The organism is Paraburkholderia sp. Clong3, from assembly GCF_050436485.1.
Lineage (GTDB): Bacteria > Pseudomonadota > Gammaproteobacteria > Burkholderiales > Burkholderiaceae > Paraburkholderia > Paraburkholderia tuberum.
Map to the genome: position 1 here is coordinate 3,790,779 of NZ_JBNDMH010000002.1, position 19,781 is coordinate 3,810,559.

General features: G+C 66.4%; 16 protein-coding genes and 1 pseudogene. 13 read left to right on the top strand and 4 right to left on the bottom strand.

The window, feature by feature from the left end; all coding sequences use genetic code 11:
• Positions 1–156 precede the first annotated feature (156 nt).
• The 7 genes from OKW30_RS21695 to OKW30_RS21725 all read left to right on the top strand — a co-directional run bounded on the left by OKW30_RS21695 (position 157) and on the right by OKW30_RS21725 (position 8,450).
• Positions 157–1,350, top strand: coding sequence for a phosphoglycerate kinase (locus OKW30_RS21695; protein WP_187629031.1), 1,194 nt, complete (start codon positions 157–159; stop codon positions 1,348–1,350).
• A 451-nt stretch (positions 1,351–1,801) separates the two neighbouring features.
• Positions 1,802–3,238, top strand: coding sequence for a pyruvate kinase (pyk, locus tag OKW30_RS21700; RefSeq protein WP_429347528.1), 1,437 nt, complete (start codon positions 1,802–1,804; stop codon positions 3,236–3,238).
• 187 nt (positions 3,239–3,425) lie between these two features.
• Positions 3,426–4,490 carry a class II fructose-bisphosphate aldolase gene (gene fba, locus OKW30_RS21705; protein ID WP_184023005.1) on the top strand — a complete coding sequence of 355 codons (1,065 nt, stop codon included), beginning with the start codon at positions 3,426–3,428 and terminating at the stop codon, positions 4,488–4,490.
• A 133-nt stretch (positions 4,491–4,623) separates the two neighbouring features.
• Complete coding sequence (locus OKW30_RS21710; protein ID WP_184006461.1) at positions 4,624–5,514, top strand: phosphoribosylaminoimidazolesuccinocarboxamide synthase; 891 nt, start codon at positions 4,624–4,626, stop codon at positions 5,512–5,514.
• 56 nt (positions 5,515–5,570) lie between these two features.
• Positions 5,571–6,089 (top strand): 5-(carboxyamino)imidazole ribonucleotide mutase, encoded by a 519-nt coding sequence (gene purE / locus OKW30_RS21715; RefSeq protein ID WP_018421699.1) that lies wholly within the window; start codon positions 5,571–5,573, stop codon positions 6,087–6,089.
• A 104-nt stretch (positions 6,090–6,193) separates the two neighbouring features.
• Positions 6,194–7,390 (top strand): 5-(carboxyamino)imidazole ribonucleotide synthase, encoded by a 1,197-nt coding sequence (locus OKW30_RS21720; protein ID WP_184066527.1) that lies wholly within the window; start codon positions 6,194–6,196, stop codon positions 7,388–7,390.
• Positions 7,391–7,400: 10 nt separating this feature from the next.
• Entirely contained in the window at positions 7,401–8,450 is a 1,050-nt protein-coding gene (locus OKW30_RS21725; protein WP_184066525.1) for an L-threonylcarbamoyladenylate synthase, read from the top strand.
• Between the two features lie 151 nt (positions 8,451–8,601).
• On the opposite strand, the gene OKW30_RS21730 is transcribed toward OKW30_RS21725, so the two are convergent.
• From OKW30_RS21730 to dacB, 3 genes are all read right to left on the bottom strand, one after another.
• Entirely contained in the window at positions 8,602–9,825 is a 1,224-nt protein-coding gene (locus tag OKW30_RS21730; protein ID WP_187629029.1) for an SGNH/GDSL hydrolase family protein, read from the bottom strand.
• Between the two features lie 95 nt (positions 9,826–9,920).
• A complete protein-coding gene (locus tag OKW30_RS21735) occupies positions 9,921–10,838 on the bottom strand; it encodes a sterol desaturase family protein (RefSeq protein WP_187629028.1) in 918 nt (305 codons plus the stop codon).
• A gap of 188 nt (positions 10,839–11,026) precedes the next feature.
• Positions 11,027–12,667, bottom strand: a complete 1,641-nt coding sequence (gene dacB / locus OKW30_RS21740) for a D-alanyl-D-alanine carboxypeptidase/D-alanyl-D-alanine endopeptidase (protein WP_429347775.1) — start codon at positions 12,665–12,667, stop codon at positions 11,027–11,029.
• A 243-nt stretch (positions 12,668–12,910) separates the two neighbouring features.
• Between dacB and OKW30_RS21745 the strand changes: the two are divergent.
• The 6 genes and pseudogenes from OKW30_RS21745 to OKW30_RS21770 all read left to right on the top strand — a co-directional run bounded on the left by OKW30_RS21745 (position 12,911) and on the right by OKW30_RS21770 (position 18,621).
• A pseudogene (locus tag OKW30_RS21745) lies at positions 12,911–13,574 on the top strand (response regulator).
• Between the two features lie 4 nt (positions 13,575–13,578).
• On the top strand, positions 13,579–14,877 hold the full coding sequence (locus OKW30_RS21750) for an ATP-binding protein (RefSeq protein WP_184066515.1): 1,299 nt from the start codon (positions 13,579–13,581) through the stop codon (positions 14,875–14,877).
• 168 nt (positions 14,878–15,045) lie between these two features.
• Complete coding sequence (locus tag OKW30_RS21755) at positions 15,046–16,563, top strand: DegQ family serine endoprotease (protein WP_184066512.1); 1,518 nt, start codon at positions 15,046–15,048, stop codon at positions 16,561–16,563.
• 278 nt (positions 16,564–16,841) lie between these two features.
• Positions 16,842–17,336: a carboxypeptidase regulatory-like domain-containing protein gene (locus OKW30_RS21760; RefSeq protein WP_429347529.1), complete on the top strand. Its 495-nt coding sequence runs from the start codon at positions 16,842–16,844 to the stop codon at positions 17,334–17,336.
• 147 nt (positions 17,337–17,483) lie between these two features.
• Positions 17,484–17,864 carry a DUF427 domain-containing protein gene (locus OKW30_RS21765; protein ID WP_184023015.1) on the top strand — a complete coding sequence of 127 codons (381 nt, stop codon included), beginning with the start codon at positions 17,484–17,486 and terminating at the stop codon, positions 17,862–17,864.
• A 34-nt stretch (positions 17,865–17,898) separates the two neighbouring features.
• Positions 17,899–18,621 carry a CoxG family protein gene (locus OKW30_RS21770; RefSeq protein WP_184066506.1) on the top strand — a complete coding sequence of 241 codons (723 nt, stop codon included), beginning with the start codon at positions 17,899–17,901 and terminating at the stop codon, positions 18,619–18,621.
• A gap of 107 nt (positions 18,622–18,728) precedes the next feature.
• On the opposite strand, the gene OKW30_RS21775 is transcribed toward OKW30_RS21770, so the two are convergent.
• On the bottom strand, positions 18,729–19,724 hold the full coding sequence (locus OKW30_RS21775; protein WP_429347530.1) for a helix-turn-helix domain-containing protein: 996 nt from the start codon (positions 19,722–19,724) through the stop codon (positions 18,729–18,731).
• Between the last annotated feature and the right edge of the window lie 57 nt (positions 19,725–19,781).

The window sequence follows — 19,781 nt, forward strand, 5'->3', positions numbered from 1 at the left end:
CCGGGTTGAGCGCGCCGCGGCAAGGCGCCTGGTGCCGCGGCCGGCCGCCGGCGCCCGATCCCGCGGAGCCGTTGGGCCGAAGCGCTGGAGTTCGCTGCGCCTCGGCCCCGCGCGCTGTCCGTCACCGCCTTCTCATCAACTCGCATACTCAAGCCCATGAACAAGGTATTGCGTCTCTCCGACCTGATCGCCGAAGGCAAGCTGTCCGGCAAACGCGTGTTCATCCGCGCCGATCTGAACGTGCCGCAGGACGATCAAGGCAACATCACCGAAGACACCCGCATCCGCGCTTCCGTGCCGGCCATCAAGGCCGCGCTCGACGCCGGCGCCGCGGTGATGGTCACCTCGCACCTTGGCCGTCCGACCGAAGGCGACTTCAAGCCGGAAGATTCGCTCGCACCAGTGGCGAAGCGTCTCGCGGAGCTGCTCGGCCGCGACGTGCCGCTCGTCGCGAATTGGGTCGAAAAGGGCGTGAACGTCGCGCCGGGCTCGGTCGTGCTGCTCGAAAACTGCCGCGTCAACAAGGGCGAAAAGAAAGATTCCGACGAGCTCGCGCAGAAAATGGCCAAGCTCTGCGATATCTACGTGAACGACGCGTTCGGCACCGCCCACCGCGCCGAAGCGACTACGCACGGCATCGCGAAGTACGCGCCGGTTGCCTGCGCGGGTCCGCTGCTCGCCGCTGAGCTCGAAGCGCTCGGCAAGGCGCTCGGCGCACCGAAGCGTCCGCTCGTGGCGATCGTCGCGGGCTCCAAGGTGTCGACCAAGCTGACCATCCTGAAGTCGCTCGCGGAGAAGGTCGACCAGCTGATCGTCGGCGGCGGCATCGCCAATACGTTCATGCTCGCGGCCGGCCTGAAGATCGGCAAGTCGCTCGCCGAAGCCGATCTGGTCGACGAAGCGAAGGCGATCATCGACGCGGCCAAGGCCCGCGGCGCCTCGGTGCCGATCCCGACCGACGTCGTCACGGCCAAGGAGTTCTCGCCGACCGCGAAGGCAGAAGTAAAGGCCGTCGCCGATGTGCAGGACGACGACATGATCCTCGACATCGGCCCGGAAACGGCCAAGGTGCTCGCCGCGCAACTCGAGAAGGCCGGCACGATCGTGTGGAACGGCCCGGTCGGCGTGTTCGAGTTCGACCAGTTCGGCAACGGCACGAAGACGCTCGCGGACGCGATCGCGCGCTCGGCGGCGTTCTCGATCGCAGGCGGCGGCGATACGCTCGCGGCAATCGCCAAGTACGGCATCCACGACCAGGTGAGCTACATTTCGACGGGTGGCGGCGCATTCCTCGAGTTCCTCGAGGGCAAGAAGCTGCCGGCGGTAGAAGTTCTGGAATCGCGGGCTTAACGTGGCGACGCGCTCCCCAGCGGCGAAGTCGACCAAGGCGCGTGGCGTGAAAGCGCCGCGCGGTAACGCGGCAACGCCGGCAGGGGAGCGCGCGACACGCGCGGCCGCTGCGTCGGCAGCGGCCGGACAGGACGAGGCTGCCGAAGCGCCGATAGCGCCCGCGGGACCGGTTGCAGCGCATGCTCCGACCGGCGACGCGGAGCAGCCCCCAACGGCACAGGTCGAAGCTGCTCAACACGATTCGGCCCGGCCGGAACAGCCTTCCGGCAAGCAGGGCAGCAAATCTCCGGCGCGCGAGGCGCCGCTCTCGAATATCGCATCACCCGCATCACTCCACAAAGCGACACCGGCCACAACCGGCGCGCGACCCCAGCCAGCATCTTTCGATGCGCGAACTCCGCAGCAGCCCCGCAGCGCTCTTACCAGCGATCCTATCCAGACGAGGAGACTCATGCATCGCGCCACCAAGATTGTCGCTACTATCGGTCCGGCTTCCAGCACGCCGGAAATCCTGCTGCAAATGATTCAGGCGGGATTGGACGTGGTGCGGCTCAATTTCTCACACGGCACCGCGGACGACCATCGCCAGCGCGCCGAATTCGTGCGCGAGGCGGCCCGTCAGGCCGGCCGCGAAGTCGCCATCATGGCTGACCTGCAAGGCCCGAAGATCCGCGTCGGCAAATTCGAGAACGGCCGCACGACTCTCGTCACCGGCAATCCGTTCGTCCTCGATGCCGACTGCGAGCTCGGCAACGACGAGCGTGTCGGCCTCGACTACAAGGATCTGCCGCGCGACCTGAAGCCGGGCGACGTACTGCTGCTCAACGACGGCCTGATCGTGCTGAACGTGCAGCGCCTGAACGGCAACGAGATCCACACGGTCGTGAAGATCGGCGGCGAGCTGTCGAACAACAAGGGCATCAACCGCCAGGGCGGCGGTCTGTCGGCGCCCGCGCTGACCGCCAAAGACATGGAGGACATCCGCACGGCGATGTCGCTCGGCGTCGATTTCGTCGCGGTGTCGTTCCCGAAAAACGCGACCGACATGGAAATGGCCCGCCAGCTCGCGAACATCGCCGGCGCGCCGTACGGCATCAAGCCGAAAATGATCGCGAAGATCGAGCGCGCGGAAGCGATTCCGGCGCTGCAAGGCATCCTCGACGCGTCGGACGGCATCATGGTCGCGCGTGGCGATCTGGCCGTGGAAGTGGGCAATGCCGCGGTGCCGGCGCTGCAAAAGCGCATGATCCGGATGGCGCGCGAATCGAACAAGTTCGTGATCACCGCGACGCAGATGATGGAGTCGATGATCCACGCGCCGGTGCCGACCCGCGCGGAAGTGTCGGACGTCGCCAACGCGGTGCTCGACGGCACGGACGCGGTGATGCTGTCGGCGGAATCGGCGGCGGGCAAGTACCCGGTGCAGACCATCGAGACGATGGCCGCGATTTGCGTCGAAGCGGAAAAGTCCGAGCAGTCGGAGCTCGACAAGGACTTCCTCGACCGCACGTTCACGCGGATCGACCAGTCGATCGCGATGGGCGCGCTGTTCACCGCCTATCACCTTGGCGCCAAGGCCATCGTCGCGCTGACCGAATCGGGCTCGACCGCGCTGTGGATGTCGCGTCACTGGACCCACGTGCCGATCTTCGCGCTGACGCCGCGCGTCGGCAGCGAACGGGCGATGGCGCTGTACCGCAACGTGACGTCGCTGCATCTGGACACCAACACCGACCGCGACACGGCGCTGCAGCAGGCGCTCGAAACGGTGGTCGGCAAGGGCTACGCGTCGCACGGCGACATGGTCGTGCTGACGGTCGGCGAGCCGATGGGTCAGGCGGGCGGCACCAATACGTTGAAGATCGTGCGGGTCGGTGAACCGTACTGATCAGGCAGGACTGCTCGATCGGCACAGGCTCGATTGAGCGAAGCAGGGCGGCGAAACCCGCACGGTCCATGTGCGACGGCGCACCAAAGTGCCGGTGTCATCGCGGGAACGCCCCCTGCGTCGCGATAAAATCGCCGCAAAAGATGCCGACGGCAAAAGAATTCGTTTCAATCTAAGGAGTTTCAGCATGCCTCTCGTATCAATGCGTCAACTGCTGGACCATGCTGCGGAAAACGGCTATGGCCTTCCGGCATTCAACGTGAACAATCTGGAGCAGGTGCAGGCGATCATGGCCGCGGCCGACAAGGTCAACGCCCCAGTCATCATGCAGGCGTCGGCCGGTGCGCGTAAGTACGCGGGCGAGCCGTTCCTGCGTCATCTGATCGAAGCGGCGGTCGAGTCGTATCCGCACATTCCGGTCGTGATGCACCAGGACCACGGTCAGTCGCCGGCGGTGTGCATGGCGGCGATTCGCAGCGGCTTCACCAGCGTGATGATGGACGGTTCGCTCGAAGCCGACGGCAAGACGGTCGCATCGTACGAGTACAACGTCGAAGTGTCGCGCAAGGTCGTTGAGGCGGCGCACTCGATCGGCGTCACCGTGGAAGCGGAGCTGGGCGTGCTCGGTTCGCTCGAAACGATGAAGGGCGACAAGGAAGACGGCCACGGCGCCGAAGGCACGATGACGCGTGAACAACTGCTGACCGATCCGGAGCAGGCCGCCGACTTCGTCAAGCTGACCCAGTGCGACGCGCTGGCCATCGCGATCGGCACCTCGCACGGCGCCTACAAGTTCAGCAAGAAGCCGACGGGCGATATTCTCTCGATCCAGCGCATCAAGGAAATCCATCAGCGCATTCCGAACACGCACCTCGTGATGCACGGCTCGTCGTCGGTGCCGCAGGAGCTGCTCGCGGAAATCCGCGAATTCGGCGGCGACATGAAGGAAACCTACGGCGTGCCGGTCGAAGAAATCCAGGAAGGCATCCGTCACGGCGTGCGCAAGGTCAACATCGATACCGACCTGCGTCTGGCGATCACGGGCGCGATCCGTCGCTACATGGCGACCAACCCGGGCAAGTTCGATCCGCGCGATTACCTGAAGCCGGCGCGCGAAGCGGCGATGAAGATCTGTATCGACCGTTACACACAATTCGGCTGCGAAGGCCAGGCTGGCAAGATCAAGCCGGTTTCGCTTGATAAAATTGCGCAGAAGTACAAGTCGGGCGAGCTCGCGCAAGTCGTCCGTTAAGCTGTAGTTTTGGCTCCGCGCCTGGCCGTTTGGCCAGGTTGTCGTCCGATCGCCGTTCCCGCATCATCGGGGGAACGGCGTTTCCCTTTTGTTCCGGTCACATTTTTTGCACCACTTTTAGCGAACCACGACGATGTCTACCCTCTACGAATCCACGCTCCGCTCGCTGCCGCTGCTCGGCCGCGGCAAAGTCCGCGACAACTATGCGGTGGGCAACGACCAGTTGCTGATCGTCACGACCGACCGTCTGTCGGCGTTCGACGTGATCATGGGCGAGCCGATTCCGAACAAGGGTCGCGTGCTCAACGCGATGGCGAACTTCTGGTTCGAGAAACTGAAGCACGTGGTGCCGAACCACCTGACGGGCGTCGCGCCGGAGTCGGTGGTCGCGCCGGACGAAGTCGAGCAGGTCAAGGGGCGCGCGGTGGTCGTCAAGCGTCTCGAGCCGATCCTCGTCGAAGCGGTGGTGCGCGGCTATCTGGCCGGCAGTGGCTGGAAAGATTACCAGGCCACCGGTTCGGTCTGCGGCGTGCAACTGCCGCCGGGTCTGCAGAACGCGCAGAAGCTGCCCGAGCCGATCTTCACGCCGGCCGCCAAGGCCGAGATGGGCCACCACGACGAAAACATCACCTACGACGAGATGGAGCGCCGCATCGGCACCGAACTGTCGGCCACGATCCGCGACATTTCGATCCGTCTGTATAAGGAAGCCGCTGATTACGCGGCCACGCGCGGCATCATCATTGCGGACACGAAGTTCGAATTCGGTCTGGACAACCACGGCAAGCTGTACCTGATGGACGAGGCGCTGACCGCCGATTCGTCGCGCTTCTGGCCGGCGGACCAGTACCAGGTCGGCACGAACCCGCCGTCGTTCGACAAGCAGTTCGTGCGCGACTGGCTCGAAACCCAGCCGTGGAAGAAAGAGCCGCCGGCGCCGAAGCTGCCGGACGACGTGGTCGCGAAAACGGGCGAGAAGTACCAGGAAGCGCTCGAGCGCCTGACCGGCCACAAGCTCGACTGATCTGATCGCGCGCGCCGTGTCAGGCGCGCATCGCCGGGAAACAAGGAAGCCGTAAGATGAGTGAAGCACAAACCGCCCATACGCATGATGCGCCGGTCGTCGGCGTATTGATGGGCTCCAGTTCCGACTGGGAAGTGATGAAAAACGCCGTCGCGATTCTGCAGGAATTCGGCGTGCCGTACGAAGCGAAGGTCGTGTCCGCGCACCGCATGCCCGACGAAATGTTCGCCTATGCTGAAAGCGCACGCGAGCGCGGCATTCGCGCGATCATCGCGGGTGCGGGCGGCGCCGCGCATCTGCCGGGCATGCTGGCCGCGAAGACCACGGTGCCGGTGCTCGGCGTGCCGGTCGCGAGCAAGTATCTGAAGGGCGTCGATTCGCTGCATTCGATCGTGCAGATGCCCAAGGGTGTGCCGGTCGCGACGTTTGCGATCGGCGAGGCGGGTGCCGCGAACGCGGCGCTGTTTGCGGTGTCCCTGCTCTCCGGCACCAGCGCCGAATACGCGGACAAGCTCGCTGCATTCCGTGTGCGCCAGAACGAAGCGGCTCACGCGATGGTATTGCCGGCGCTGTAAGCGCGCTGGTTGTTTTATAAGACGTCTCCTGTCCGACCCCCGGCCGGATGCTCGCCGCTCGCTGTGCGAGCGCGACGCGTATCCGGCCGCGACCGACCACCAAGATGAACCCTGACAACACACCGGTTTCACCGATTCTGCCCGGCGCATGGCTTGGCATGGTCGGTGGCGGCCAGCTCGGCCGCATGTTCTGTTTTGCCGCCCAGGCGATGGGCTATCGCGTCGCCGTGCTCGATCCGGACGAAACCAGCCCGGCCGGCGCGGTCGCCGACCGCCACCTGCGCGCGGCCTACGGCGACGAAGCGGCGCTGACCGAACTCGCGCGGTTGTGCGCGGCGGTGTCGACCGAATTCGAGAACGTGCCGTCCGCGAGCCTCGACTTTCTCGGCAAGTCCACCTTCGTGAGCCCGGCGGGGCGTTGCGTCGCCGTCGCGCAGGACCGGATCGCCGAGAAGCGCTTTATCGCGTCGTCGGGTGTGACGGTTGCGCCGCACGTCGTGATCGAGTCGTCGGATGCGCTTGCGGCGCTGGGCGATGGCGAGCTCGAAGCGGTGCTGCCCGGGATCCTGAAAACGGCGCGCATGGGTTACGACGGCAAAGGCCAGATTCGCGTGCGCAACGCCGAGGAAGTGCGCGAGGCGCATGCGTCGCTCGGCGGCGTGCCGTGTGTGCTCGAGAAGCGCCTGCCGCTGAAGTTCGAGGTGTCGGCGCTGATCGCGCGCGCGGCGAGCGGGGCGTCGGTGGTCTATCCGCTTGCGCAGAACACCCATCGCGACGGCGTGCTGTCGCACACCATCGTCCCCGCGCCGGACGCGTCGCCGGCGCTCGTGCAGCAGGCTCAACAGGCCGCGCTGCAGATCGCCGAGAAGCTCGGCTACGTCGGCGTGCTGTGCGTCGAATTCTTCATTCTCGAAGACGGCTCGCTGGTCGCCAACGAAATGGCGCCGCGCCCGCATAACTCCGGCCACTACACGGTCGACGCGTGCGCGACGAGCCAGTTCGAGCAGCAGGTGCGCGCGATGACCGGCATGCCGCTCGGCGACACGCGCCAGCATTCGCCGGCGGTGATGCTGAACATCCTCGGCGACGTGTGGTTTCCGGACGGTCCGAAGCGCGCGGCGGTCACGCCGCCGTGGCAGGAAGTCGCCGCGATGCCGTCAGCGCGCCTGCATCTGTACGGCAAGGAAGAGGCGCGTTGCGGCCGCAAGATGGGCCACGTGAACTTCACCGCGCCGACGCTCGAAGAAGCCCGCACCGCGGCGCGCGATTGCGCGCGGCTGCTGCACATCGCCACCAGCTGACGCGCACGCCATGCCGGATCAACAGAAACCCGCCGAGGACGCTACCAACGCGTTGCCGGTCAGCGCCGCGCAGATCGAGCACGCGGCGGCCTTGCTCGACGCGGGGGGGCTGGTCGCGTTTCCGACGGAAACCGTGTACGGCCTCGGCGGCGATGCCGAGAACCCGGACGCGGTCGCGCGCATTTACGCGGCGAAGGGGCGGCCGGCCAATCATCCGGTGATCGTGCATCTCGCGCCGCATGGCGATCCGAACTACTGGGTCGAGCATTTGCCGGCGGATGCGCAGCGCCTGATCGACGCGTTCTGGCCGGGACCGCTCACGCTGATCCTCAAGCGCGCTGCGCGCATTCCGGCAGCGGTCAGCGGCGGGCAGGACTCGGTGGGACTGCGCTGCCCGTCGCATCCGGTTGCGCAGGCGTTGCTCGATGCATTCAGCGCGTTGCGCGGCGGGCATGGCGGCGTCGCCGCGCCGTCGGCGAACCGCTTCGGGCATGTGAGCCCGACCACGGCGCAGCATGTGCGCGACGAGTTCGGCAGCGCGATTCATGTGCTCGATGGCGGCGCGTCGGATGTCGGTATCGAGTCGACGATTCTCGATCTGTCGCGCGGCTTTCCGGCGCTGCTGAGGCCCGGTCGCGTGACGCCGCAGGATATCGCCGACGTGCTCGGCGAGGCGCCGCGTCTGCCCGACGGGTCGGACGCGACCGCGCCGCGCGCGTCGGGCACGTTGAAAGCGCATTACGCGCCGCGCACGCCGCTCGTGCTGCTGCCATTCGGCGAGCTCGAGCCGCTTCTCGCGGTGCGTGAGCCGGGCGAGCGCGTCGCGCTGGTCGCGCGCGCGTCGCGTGCGGGACAGTGGGCCGATGTCGACGGCGTGCATTTCGTCGCCGCGCCGGAAGATCCGCACGTCTATGCACGCGAACTCTACGGCTTGCTGCGCGCGCTCGATCGCGCGAACGTCACGCGGATTCTGATCGAGAAGCTGCCCGATACGATCGAATGGATCGCGCTCAACGATCGGCTCGGGCGCGCGGCGGCGGCATTCGAAGCGCAGCACTGACGCAATCGGATCGCTGGGCTGCATGGCGTGGCCACCGGAAAAGGCAAAGGCCCGGCTCGTTCAACGAGCCGGGCCTTTTGCCATCTAGCCAGCCTTAGCGACGCCGGTTAGCTGTCATGTCAATACCGCTAACCCCACGGCCACCGCCGCGTTACTTGCCAAGCCCGCTAGCAGCGATCTGCGTCTCGACCTGCTGTGCGAACAGCGCCTGCAGATGCGTGGTCGGATGCACGAGGTCGGCGAACATGTAGGTCTGGTCCGCGCCGGCCACCGTGTAGGTTTGCGGCGAGCAGAACAGCGACGACGCAAGCGCGCTGCCGAAGTCCGCCGCCGTCTGGCCGGATGCGAGCACGCTCGGATTGTTCGTCGCGTACGTGGTCGCGCTTTGGGCCATCGACGCCAGATTACACGCGGTGCCCGCATTCGACACGGTGAAACCGAGCGACTGATAGTTCTGCAACGTCTGGTCGATCCACGCGAATGCGCTCACGTAGATGACCTGCTTGGTCGACGCGAGGCCTTGCTGCAGCACGCCGTTGTAGGTCTTGACGAGCGCGTTGATGAGCGCCTGGCCTTGCGCGCCCGCGGCGAGACCTTGCGGCGTCTGCGCGATGTCCGGCACGTCCGACACCACCACGTGCGTCGCGCCCGACGCGACGACCTTCTGCACCGTGCCGACGAACGTGGTCGCTGCGGTGGTGATGTCCTGCAGCGCGGCCAGCGTGGCCGTCTGCGACGCGGCGGCTGCCGCCGTCTGCGCGTCGGCCGGGGTGCCGCCGTTCAGGAGCGCCTGTGTCGCCGCTGCCGTACCGGCAGCCGAGACCGCTTGCACCGCGACGAAGATGTCGTTCGCGCCGCCGTTCATCAGCACGAGCTGGTTCGAATTGAAGCTGTTATTGTGCCCGGCCAGATACTCGGCGACCTGCGTCGTGACCGGCACCGTCGTCGCGGCCATGTTGTTCGGCGCGTAGCCTTCGCCCGGCTGCAGATCGACACGCGAGCCGCCCTGCGCGTAACCGAGGCCGCCCGTCGCGGTGAGCGGCATGCCGAAGCCGCCGACGTACGCGGCGGTGAGCGTGCCGCCGTAGTACTCGGCGACCTTCTGCGTCCAGACCTCACCCGGATTCGTCGTGAAGCGGCCGCCGCCCGTGCCTACGTTCGCCTGGACCGTCGGCATGTATGTGCCGACATCCGACAGGCTGTCGCCGAATGACACGACCTGCAGCGTGACGCCCCCCGGCGGCGTGTTGCTGCTGCTCGAACTATTGTTGTCGCTGCCACCGCCGCATGCCGCGAGCGCGGCGAACGCTGCGCTCGCCACTGCGATCTGCGTGACGCGCAACCATTGCTGTTTCTTCGAAGCGGTTCGATTCATGTTGACTGCATCTCCTCGTATGTGTGGCCCTTGATGCCATGTGTTGCAGGCGGCGTCCACCGCGTTGGCGGCGTGACGACAGCTTACAGAATCTTCTACGGCCTGCGCGATGTCCGAAGCGCGACCGTATGGTTTGAGTTCAAGCCGGCTCCCTTCGCGCGCTGCGCATGATAAGCGGCGGCCCAGGCGGGCGGCGCGAACAGCGCACGCCATTTGTTGCGCCAGCCACGCACGCTCGCGAAGTCTGCGGCCATCGATGCCCATTCGTGAAACGTCGCCTTCAGCGGGTTGTACGTGTGCAGTGGCTCGACGATGCCGTACCGCGGCGCCTCGTGCGGATCTTCTTCGACGTAGCTGCCGAGCAGGCGATCCCAGATCACCAGTACACCTGCGTAATTGCGATCGATGTAGCGATCGTTGCACGCATGATGCACGCGATGGATCGACGGCGTATTGAACACGTATTCGAGCCAGCCGAGCTTGCCGATCGCCTGCGTGTGCACGAAGAACTGGAAGCCGAGATTGACCAGCACGATCGCGACGATCTGCTTCGGAGCAAAGCCAGGAATGGCGAGCGGAATCCAGAACACCCACATGCCGGCGATCGGGTACATCAGGCTCTGGCGGAACGCGGTCGAAAAATTCATCCGCTCCGACGAGTGATGCACGACGTGCGCGGCCCACAGCCAGCGCACGCGATGACTGCAGCGATGAAAGACGTAATAGAGCAGGTCCTGCGCGACGAACAGCACGACGAACGACAGCCATGTCGCCGGCCATGTATGAAAGCGGTAATGCTCGTAGAAAAACGCGTAGACAGGGATGATCGCGAGCCACGCGAGCTTGTCGGCGGCCTGCTGCAGCAGCGCGAGCGCGGCGTTGCACAGCGTGTCGCGCCAGCTGTAGAGCCGCTCGGCCGGGCGCGTGCGGCTCACGTGCCACGCCTCCCAGCCGATGCAGGCAAGAAAGACGGGCGCCATGGCGAGCAGCAGCAATTCGGCATCGAATTGCATCTTGTCTCCCTTCCTGGTCCCTGACCGCCGCGCGGTACGCGGCGGGTGGTGTCGTTATCGTTCGTGAGGTCGCGCGGTCTGCACGACCGGCGCCCTGCGCGGCAAGCCCGTGATGTCGCGCGCCGCATGCTGCCCGACAGCGTACACGGTTAGGAGCTTGCCGCGCGCGGCATCGCTAGAAGGAATACTCAGTGGCTGCCGCGCTTGCGCGGGTTTTTCCTGGGCTTCTCGCGCGCTTCCTCGATGGGCGCGGAAACCTTCGTGAAGCCCTGCGACGGGCCTTCGTACACCCATTCGAGCAGCGCGTCGTGCGCGGCGCGCGCCGCTTCCGAATGCGGATCGTTGATCAGGCTGACGACGACATAGCTGTTGCCGTCGGCCGACGCGACGTAGCCGGCGATCGCGCGTACGTCGCGCAGCGTGCCGGTCTTGATGTGCGCGTTGCCGCCCGCGCCCTGGCTGGTCAGGCGGTTGCGCATCGTGCCGTCGACACCGGCGATCGGCAGCGAGTCGACGAACACCTGCGCGACTGGGCTCGCGTTCGCGCGTTGCAGAACATCGGCGAGCGCGAGCGCGGTGATGTGTTCGTCGCGCGACAGGCCCGAGCCGTTATCGAGCGACAGGTATTCGGTGTTCAGGCTGTCGCGCGTCAGGAAAGCTTCGACCGCGTGCGCGGCTTTCGCGGGCGTGGCGGGCGGCCTTTCCTCGGCGGCGCCGATTGTCAGGAACAGGTTGCGCGCCATCGTGTTGTTGCTGAACTTGTTGATGTCGCGAACGATGTCCGACAGCATCGGCCCCTCGTGCCTGGCGACGAGCTTCGCGCCGCCGGGCACTGCGCCTTCGCGGGTCGCGCCCGTGAATGTGCCGCCGGTTTGCTGCCACAGCGCGAGAAAGCCGCGCGCGAAGAACGTCGAGTGATCGAGCACGGCGACGTTGATCGTGCGCGCGTCGCAGCGCACCGGAAAGTCGCCGATGAACGACGCGACGAGCGTGCCGTCAGGCTCCGGCGTGACGGTCGGCGTCGGCAACTCGCCCCGGCATGGGCCGCTCGTCGCACGCAGCTGGTTGTCGATGCGCAGTTGCGCGAGCGCGGGCAGCACGTCGATCGCCACCGTGCCGTCGGGCGACGGCGTCAGCGTGAACGACAGCGATTTGAACGCGTACAGCAGCGGATCGGGGCCGACGTTGTACGGCGCGTTCACGTCGTCGTCGAACGCGGGCAGGTCGCGAGTCGACGGATCGAAGTAGCGCTTGTCGAGCACCAGCGCGCCGTCGATACCGTTGATGCCCGCCTTGTGAATCTTCTGCACGAGGTCGATCAGTTCTTCGGGCACGAGCTTCGGGTCGCCGGTGCCCTGGATGTACAGATTGCCGTGCAGCACGCCGCTCGCGTCGAGCGGGCCGTCCGCGTACGCGCTGGTGCGCCAGCGGTAACCGGGACCGAGGATCGACAGGCCTGAGTAGGTGGTGACGAGCTTCATGGTCGAGGCGGGCATCATCGGCTTGCCGGCGTTCAGCGCGAGGATCGGCGTGCGATCGCCGACCTTTTCGACGACCACGCTGATCGACGACAACGGCACGTGCGCGCGCTGCAGACCGACCATCACCGGCTGCGGCAGTACCGTCGTGACGTTGACGCTCGGATGCGTGGCCTTGACGCGTGCCTCCGCGGTCAGCGGCAGCAGCGTGCCTGCGCCGAGCGCGGCGGCGCAGAGCCAGACGGCTGCGCGCGGCACGACGCGGTTAGGCATGAAGGCTGCGCGATCGAACATACGGCGCGAGTGCAGCGCCATACGGCGTGCGACGGAAGACAGAAAAGCGTGCGTCATGAACGGGTGAACGGGCAAACGGACGAGCAGGATTTCAAGGTCGGCGTGCGAGGGACGATGGAACGGCAAGCTGGGCGCCTTGACGGCGCGGTAGCGCGCCGCGGTCTACCGGCCGTCGCGCGACGCAAAGCGCCCATTGTAGTGACATCCCGCGAGGCTGCGGTGAAAAAAGCGCCACACGCCGCACGGGTCGGAAGCGGGCGCTAGAATGCGGCATCATCGAATGTTTTGGAACGGACAACCATGCGCATCCTGCTAGTCGAAGATGACCGGATGATCGCCGAAGGCGTGCGCAAGGCGCTGCGCGGCGAAGGCTTCGCCGTCGATTGGGTCGAGGACGGCGAAGCGGCGCTGCGCGCGGCGGCGTCCCAGCCTTACGACCTCGCGTTGCTCGACCTCGGTCTGCCCAAGCGCGACGGTCTCGAGGTGCTGCGCGCACTGCGTGCGCGCGGCCATGCGCTGCCGGTGCTGATCGTCACCCGCGCGCGACGCGGTCGCCGATCGTGTCAAGGGCCTCGACGCCGGCGCTGACGATTACCTTGTCAAACCTTTCGATCTCGACGAGCTCGGTGCGCGGATGCGCGCGTTGATCCGACGCCAGTCCGGCCGCAGCGATTCGACGATTCGCCACGGCAATTTGACCCTCGATCCCGCGTCGCACCAGGTGACGCTCGATGGCGCCCTGGTCGCGCTATCCGCGCGCGAATTCGCGCTGCTCGAGGCGCTGCTCGCGCGACCCGGCGCGGTGCTGTCCAAGAGCCAGCTAGAGGAAAAGATGTATGGCTGGGGCGAGGAGATCGGCAGCAATACCGTCGAGGTCTATATCCACGCGCTGCGCAAGAAGCTCGGCGCCGATCTGATCCGCAACGTCCGCGGGCTTGGCTACATGATCGCGAAGGACGCCTGAGCCGATGCGCTCGATTCGCCGACAACTGTTGTTCTGGCTGCTCGCGCTCGTGCTGCTCGGCGTCGGCATCGCGGGCTGGCTGATCTACCGGCAGGCACTCGCCGAAGCGAACGAGCTGTTCGACTACCAGCTCGAGCAGATCGCCGCGGCGCTGCCGGCAGAACCGTTCTCGCAGGTGCTCGGCCGCGATACCGGCGACGAGGGCATCGTGCTGCAGATCTGGAACCGCAACGGCATGCTGATGTATTACTCGCGGCCGCGTGCGCCGCTCGCGCCGCGCGCCGAACTCGGTTTTTCGACCGAGCGCACCGACCGCGGCGAATGGCGCGTATATGGCGCGATCGTCGGCGACAACGTCGTGCAGCTCGCGCAGCCGCTGTCGGTGCGCAACCGGCTCGCCGCCGATGTCGCGCTGCGCACGCTGTGGCCGCTGATCGTGCTGCTGCCGCTGCTCGGACTCGCGGTATGGGTGATCGTCGGTCGTGGGCTGCGGCCGCTGCGGCGCGTGACGAGCGCGCTCGACACCCGTCATCCCGAAGCGCTGGATCCATTGCCTGATCAGCGCCTGCCGCTCGAAGTGCGGCCGCTCGTGCGTGCGCTGAACGGGCTGCTGCAGCGGCTCGCGACCGCGCTCGATATCCAGAAGGCGTTCGTCGCCGATGCCGCGCACGAATTGCGCACGCCGCTTGCCGCGGTACAGATTCAGGCGCAACTGGTCGCGCGCGCGAAGGACGACACAGCCCGCAGCGAGGCGCTCGTCGATCTGCAGGCGGGTGTCACGCGCGCGACGCGCCTCGCCGAGCAACTGCTCGCGCTCGCGCGCGCCGAGCCGGACGGCGCCGCCGGCGCAGTGATGCTCGATCTGCGCGAGCTGCTGCAGGAGTGCGTCGCGACCTACGCGCCGCTCGCAATGAATCGCGGCGTCGACCTCGGCATCGAGGCGAGCGAGGCCGCCAGCGTGACCGGCGACGCCGAAGCGCTGCGCGTGATGTTCAACAACCTCGTCGACAACGCGACCAAGTACACGCCGCGTGGCGGCCGCGTCGACGTCAGCCTGCGTGTCGAGGACGGCCATCCGGTCGTGCGGATCGCCGATAGCGGCCCCGGTATCGATCCCGCCGATCGCGAGCGCGTGTTCGACCGGTTCTATCGCGCGGGAGCGGGCGCGAATCGCGCGCGCACCGACGTGGCGGGCAGCGGCCTCGGTCTCGCGATCGTGCGTCGGATCGCCACCCAACATCATGCGCAAGTGTCGCTCGACGACTCGCCGGCCGGTGGTTTGCAGGTCATCGTACGCTTCTGATCATGGTGATTTACTGTTCGGCCAACGCCGGCGTTGATGCTGGCGCGGCGGTCCGTAGCGGCCGGTCCGATAAGGTTCCCATGATCTGGCGCTGCTTAAGACTCTTTTAAGTGATGCCCCTTACGCTCCTCGACATCCAAAGTCACTTTGTCCAGTCAGGAGCTCATGATGAACGCGAAAACCTTGTCCCGCGGCGCCGTTGCGGTAGCTGTGGCCGCTGCGCTTTCAGCCGGCTATGTGGCGGGCCATCGCGACGTGCCAGCACCGCAGATCATCTCGCCGGCGCAAGCCGCCGCGATGATGCCAGCCGAAGCAGCCGCCAAAACCGGTATCCCCGATTTCTCCGGTCTCGTCGAGACTTACGGTCCGGCCGTCGTCAACATCAGCGCGAAGCACGTGGTCAAGCAAACCGCGATGCGTGGTAATGGCGGCAACCTCAACGGCAACCAGCTGCCGATCGATCCGAACGATCCGTTCTATCAGTTCTACAAGCGGTTCTTCGGCGGCGTGCCCGGCATGCAGGGCGGCGATGGCGGAGACGCGCCCGACCAGCCGAGCACGAGCCTCGGCTCGGGCTTCATCATCAGCAGTGACGGCTACATTCTGACGAACGCGCACGTGGTCGATGGCGCGAACGTCGTCACCGTGAAGCTCACCGACAAGCGCGAATTCAAGGCGAAGGTGGTCGGCGCCGACAAGCAGTCCGACGTCGCCGTGCTGAAGATCAACGCGAGCGATCTGCCGACGGTGAAGATTGGCGATCCGCGCCAAAGCAAGGTTGGTCAGTGGGTCGTCGCGATCGGCTCACCGTACGGCTTCGACAACACCGTGACCTCGGGCATCATCAGCGCGAAGTCGCGTTCGCTGCCCAATGAGAACTACACGCCGTTCATCCAGACCGATGTGCCGGTGAACCCTGGCAACTCGGGCGGTCCACTCTTTAATCTGCAAGGCGAAGTGATCGGCATCAACTCGATGATCTACTCGCAGACGGGCGGCTTCCAGGGCCTGTCGTTCGCGATCCCGATCAACGAGGCGATCAAGGTCAAAGACGATCTCGTCAAGACCGGTCACGTGAGCCGCGGCCGCCTCGGCGTCGCAGTACAGGGCTTGAACCAGACGCTCGCCGAGTCGTTCGGCATGCAGAAGCCGCAAGGCGCGCTGGTCAGCTCGGTCGACGCCAACGGGCCGGCGGCCAAGGCTGGCTTGCAGCCGGGCGACGTGATCCTGTCGGTGAATGGCGACGAAGTGAGCGATTCGACGGATCTGCCGGCGAAGATCGCAGGTCTCGCGCCGGGCAGCTCGGCGACGCTGAAAGTGTGGCGCGATAAGGCCAGCAAGGACGTGAAGGTGACGATCGGCTCGTTCTCGGACGCAAAGGTTGCGTCGGCGAACAAGACCGATCAGCAGACCCAGTTGCAAGGCCGTCTCGGCGTCGCTGTGCGGCCGTTGACGCCGGAAGAGAAGAGCAGCGCGTCGGTGTCGCACGGTCTGCTCGTACAGCAGGCAGGCGGCGCGGCGGCGAGCGCCGGCATCCAGGCGGGCGACGTGATTCTCGCGGTCAATGGCCGTCCGGTCACGAACATCGATCAGCTGAAGCAGATGATTTCGGGCGCAGGCAACAGCATTGCGCTGCTGATCCAGCGGGATAACGCGCAGATTTTCGTGCCCGTAGATCTCGGCTGATCCAGTATCCGGGCGGTTCGAACGGATCGCCCACCCCAGTTTGAGCTGTAGTAGCGATTGCCGGTCCTTTGCATTTACTGCAAGGACCGGTTTTTTTTCGCCTGTCCGCACCGTGCTACGGCGAGCAGCGCGGGCAGGGCGAAACGCGCCACGCGGCTTGTTGTCACGGTCGCGCATGTCCAGTCGACGCAACCGGATGGTTGGCACGCAGGTTGCTTCGACCTTGATTTGGGCCTGTTCGGGGATTGGGCAAGGACTGCAACAAGGAGAGCGAACCGATGAAAACCCAACGCAATCAGCAAAGGATCGTAGCCGTCGCGCTGTGCGCGGCGCTCGCGTTCGGACTGGCGGGCGGTGCGTACGCGCAGCAGGCGGGCGTGACCGGTGGCTCGACGACCGACAACACCAGCGCGGGCAACGCCAACGGCGGCGGTCTGCCGCAAGTCCAGCAGCAGGGCGACGTGTCGTACGTGTCGGGCGGCGTCGGCCTCGACGAATCGCGGGCGTTGCGACAAGCGCAAAGCCAGTGGCCACTGACGCTGCGCTTCACCGGACCCAACGCCGAGTTTCTCGCGGATGTGCACGTGCGTATCGTCGATGCCCATAACGGCGAAGTGCTGAACACGACGTCGCGCGGACCGTTCATGCTGGTGCGCTTGAGCCCCGGCCGCTATACGGTGCACGCGAAATACAACGACAGCGAGCAAACCCGCCCGGTTAGCGTGCCGGCGCACGGCAACGTCAAATCCGCGTTCATCTGGAACGCGAAGTAACGGGTCGATCGGTCCGCCGCCGCGCAGCAAGCTTGCGCAATCGGCCGAAGTTTGGCCGATAATGAAGCCACGGGCAGCTCCCGTGGCTTTGCCGTTCCGGCGGCAACAGCCGGTGGTGCAGCACCCACCCCATCACGGAGCCTGGACATGAGCGATGCGTCGACATCTGCGGGACGGCTGGACGGCCATACCATCGTGATCCGCGACAACGGTCACCGCGTGCGCGTGATTCACGGCGGCGTGACGATGGCCGACACCCAGGCCGCGCTGACGCTATCGGAGACCGGCCTCGCCGACGTGTTCTATTTCCCGCGCGAGCACGTGAACATGGCCCGGCTCGAACGCTCGACGCACACGTCGCATTGCCCGTTCAAGGGCGACGCGTCGTACTTCCATCTGCGCACCGAAGATGGCGTGATCGAGAACGCGGTGTGGTGCTACGAGGCGCCGTTCGAGCAGGTCAGTCGCATCAAGGGCTATCTCGCTTTTTACGCATCGCGCGTCGACCGCATCGATCAGACGTCCTGATCCCGCAGTCGGCGCGTTCATCGGGGAGGTTGTCATGGAACTGAACGACGCGTTACGGATTCCGCTGGCGCCGTCCGAGGTCTGGGACGCGTTGCAGGACCTCGCGCTGTTGCGTGCCAGCCTCGACAACTGCGAGTCGTTCGTGCGTCTCGCCCACGGCGAATACGCGCTGACGATGACCGTGCCGCTCGGCCCGTTGCGCGCGCATTATCAGGCGCGCGCGCACGTCGCCGGCCAGGATTCCGGCCCGGCGGACGCGCAGCGCCGCACCATCAACTTCAAGGCCCTGGCCGAGGGCATCGGCGCGTTGCGCGGTCAGATCGAAGTGCGTTTGCGCGCGGACGAGGGGCGGGAGCGCGGCACGCGCATCGACTACACACTGTGGGCGACGTCGTCGGGACCGCTCGCCGAGTTGCCGACGCGCCAGCTCGAGAACGCCTTGCGTCAGATCGCCGACGATTTTTTCGCCGAGTTCGACGCCGTCGTGCGCGCCAAGCACGGCAAAGGGCCGAACCGCGCGCGTGGCACGGCGCCGCGTCGCCAGCACGTGTTTTTGCGGCCGATCACGCTCGGCGGCATCGCGCGGCGAGCGCGCATCGAGCACAGCCATGCGCTGTCGGGGCGCGCGGCGAGCGCGTCGCATAGCTGGTCGCATCACGAGCCCGGTCAGCATGTCGTGCCGTACTGGGCGTGGGCCGGGATGATCTTTCTGGTCGCACTATTGTTGTATGTCGCGCGCTGGTTCAGCGAGCATTGAGGCCGCGAGCCGCGCGCAGCCCCTGATGGAACGCGCGACAAACATCCCGCGCGACTACGAAATCCCGGTGACGCACTACGAAATAGCGGTGCTCCCGCCGCCTTCATCTAATCCCCGCGAAACTCCCGCCGCCACGCGCTCGGCGACGTGCGAAACGCGTCCGCGAAATGCTGCCGCAGCGATGCGGCCGAGCCGAATCCGGCGCTCGCCGCGATCGCTTCGACCGACTCGTCGGTGCTTTCCAGCAGCTGTTGCGCACGCGCGAGCCGCTGCGCGAGCAGCCACGCGCCGACGGTGGTGCCGGTCGCGAGCCGGAAGCGCCGCGTGAAGGTGCGGCGGCTCATCAACGCGCGCGCGGCGAGCGTGTCGAGCGTATGCGGCGTGGCCAGGTTGCCGCTCACCCAGTCGAGCAGGCCGGACAGGCGATCGCCGCGCGGCTTCGGCGGCATCGGCTGCTGCACGTATTGCGCCTGGCCGCCCTGGCGATGCGGCGACACGACGAGCCGGCGCGCGACGTGGTTCGCCACCCGCGCGCCGCAGATCTTGCGCAGCACGTGCAGGCAGCAGTCGAGGCCGGCGGCGGTGCCGGCCGAGGTCAGCACGTTGCCGTCGTCGACGTACAGCACGTCGGCGTCGAGCCGCACGCGCGGGTAGCGGCGCGCGAAGTCGTCGGCCCAGGCCCAGTGCGTCGAAGCGGGCCGTCCATCGAGGATGCCCGCGGCGGCCAGCACGAAAGCGCCGAGGCACAGGCCGACGAGCAGCGCGCCGCGCGCATGCGCGGCCCTCAGCGCGTCGAGCAGCGCGGCGGGCGGGGTTTCGGCGGGATCGCGCCAGCTCGGCACGATGATCGTCTGCGCGTCGGCAAGCGCTTCGAGTCCGTGTATGACCGCGATCGAGAAGCCCGCGGTCGTCGCCAGCGCGCCCGTCTCCGCGGCGCAGACGCGAAAGTCGAAGTCGGGAACACCGCCGCCGCGACGGTCCTCGCCGAACACGACGCACGGCACCGACAGATGGAACGGGCTGATGTGGTCGAACGCGACGACGGCGACGACGTGGCGCGGCGCCTGATCGGAGACGTCGTCGGAAGATGCGAAGCTGGTCATGCCGGGCGCCTCATGAAAGCCATCAGTATGGCCCGATTCTAGCGAAGGTTGTCATTC

Bases quoted from the DNA above. Each gene is read 5' to 3' on its own strand.
- OKW30_RS21725 (WP_184066525.1), top strand. From the start codon at position 7,401: ATGCCGGATCAACAGAAACCCGCCGAGGACGCTACCAACGCGTTGCCG.
- OKW30_RS21755 (WP_184066512.1), top strand. From the start codon at position 15,046: ATGAACGCGAAAACCTTGTCCCGCGGCGCCGTTGCGGTAGCTGTGGCC.
- OKW30_RS21710 (WP_184006461.1), top strand. From the start codon at position 4,624: ATGTCTACCCTCTACGAATCCACGCTCCGCTCGCTGCCGCTGCTCGGC.
- OKW30_RS21720 (WP_184066527.1), top strand. From the start codon at position 6,194: ATGAACCCTGACAACACACCGGTTTCACCGATTCTGCCCGGCGCATGG.
- OKW30_RS21775 (WP_429347530.1), bottom strand. From the start codon at position 19,724: ATGACCAGCTTCGCATCTTCCGACGACGTCTCCGATCAGGCGCCGCGC.
- OKW30_RS21735 (WP_187629028.1), bottom strand. From the start codon at position 10,838: ATGCAATTCGATGCCGAATTGCTGCTGCTCGCCATGGCGCCCGTCTTT.
- purE (WP_018421699.1), top strand. From the start codon at position 5,571: ATGAGTGAAGCACAAACCGCCCATACGCATGATGCGCCGGTCGTCGGC.
- OKW30_RS21695 (WP_187629031.1), top strand. From the start codon at position 157: ATGAACAAGGTATTGCGTCTCTCCGACCTGATCGCCGAAGGCAAGCTG.
- pyk (WP_429347528.1), top strand. From the start codon at position 1,802: ATGCATCGCGCCACCAAGATTGTCGCTACTATCGGTCCGGCTTCCAGC.
- dacB (WP_429347775.1), bottom strand. From the start codon at position 12,667: ATGACGCACGCTTTTCTGTCTTCCGTCGCACGCCGTATGGCGCTGCAC.
- OKW30_RS21730 (WP_187629029.1), bottom strand. From the start codon at position 9,825: ATGAATCGAACCGCTTCGAAGAAACAGCAATGGTTGCGCGTCACGCAG.
- OKW30_RS21750 (WP_184066515.1), top strand. From the start codon at position 13,579: ATGCGCTCGATTCGCCGACAACTGTTGTTCTGGCTGCTCGCGCTCGTG.
- fba (WP_184023005.1), top strand. From the start codon at position 3,426: ATGCCTCTCGTATCAATGCGTCAACTGCTGGACCATGCTGCGGAAAAC.
- OKW30_RS21765 (WP_184023015.1), top strand. From the start codon at position 17,484: ATGAGCGATGCGTCGACATCTGCGGGACGGCTGGACGGCCATACCATC.
- OKW30_RS21770 (WP_184066506.1), top strand. From the start codon at position 17,899: ATGGAACTGAACGACGCGTTACGGATTCCGCTGGCGCCGTCCGAGGTC.
- OKW30_RS21760 (WP_429347529.1), top strand. From the start codon at position 16,842: ATGAAAACCCAACGCAATCAGCAAAGGATCGTAGCCGTCGCGCTGTGC.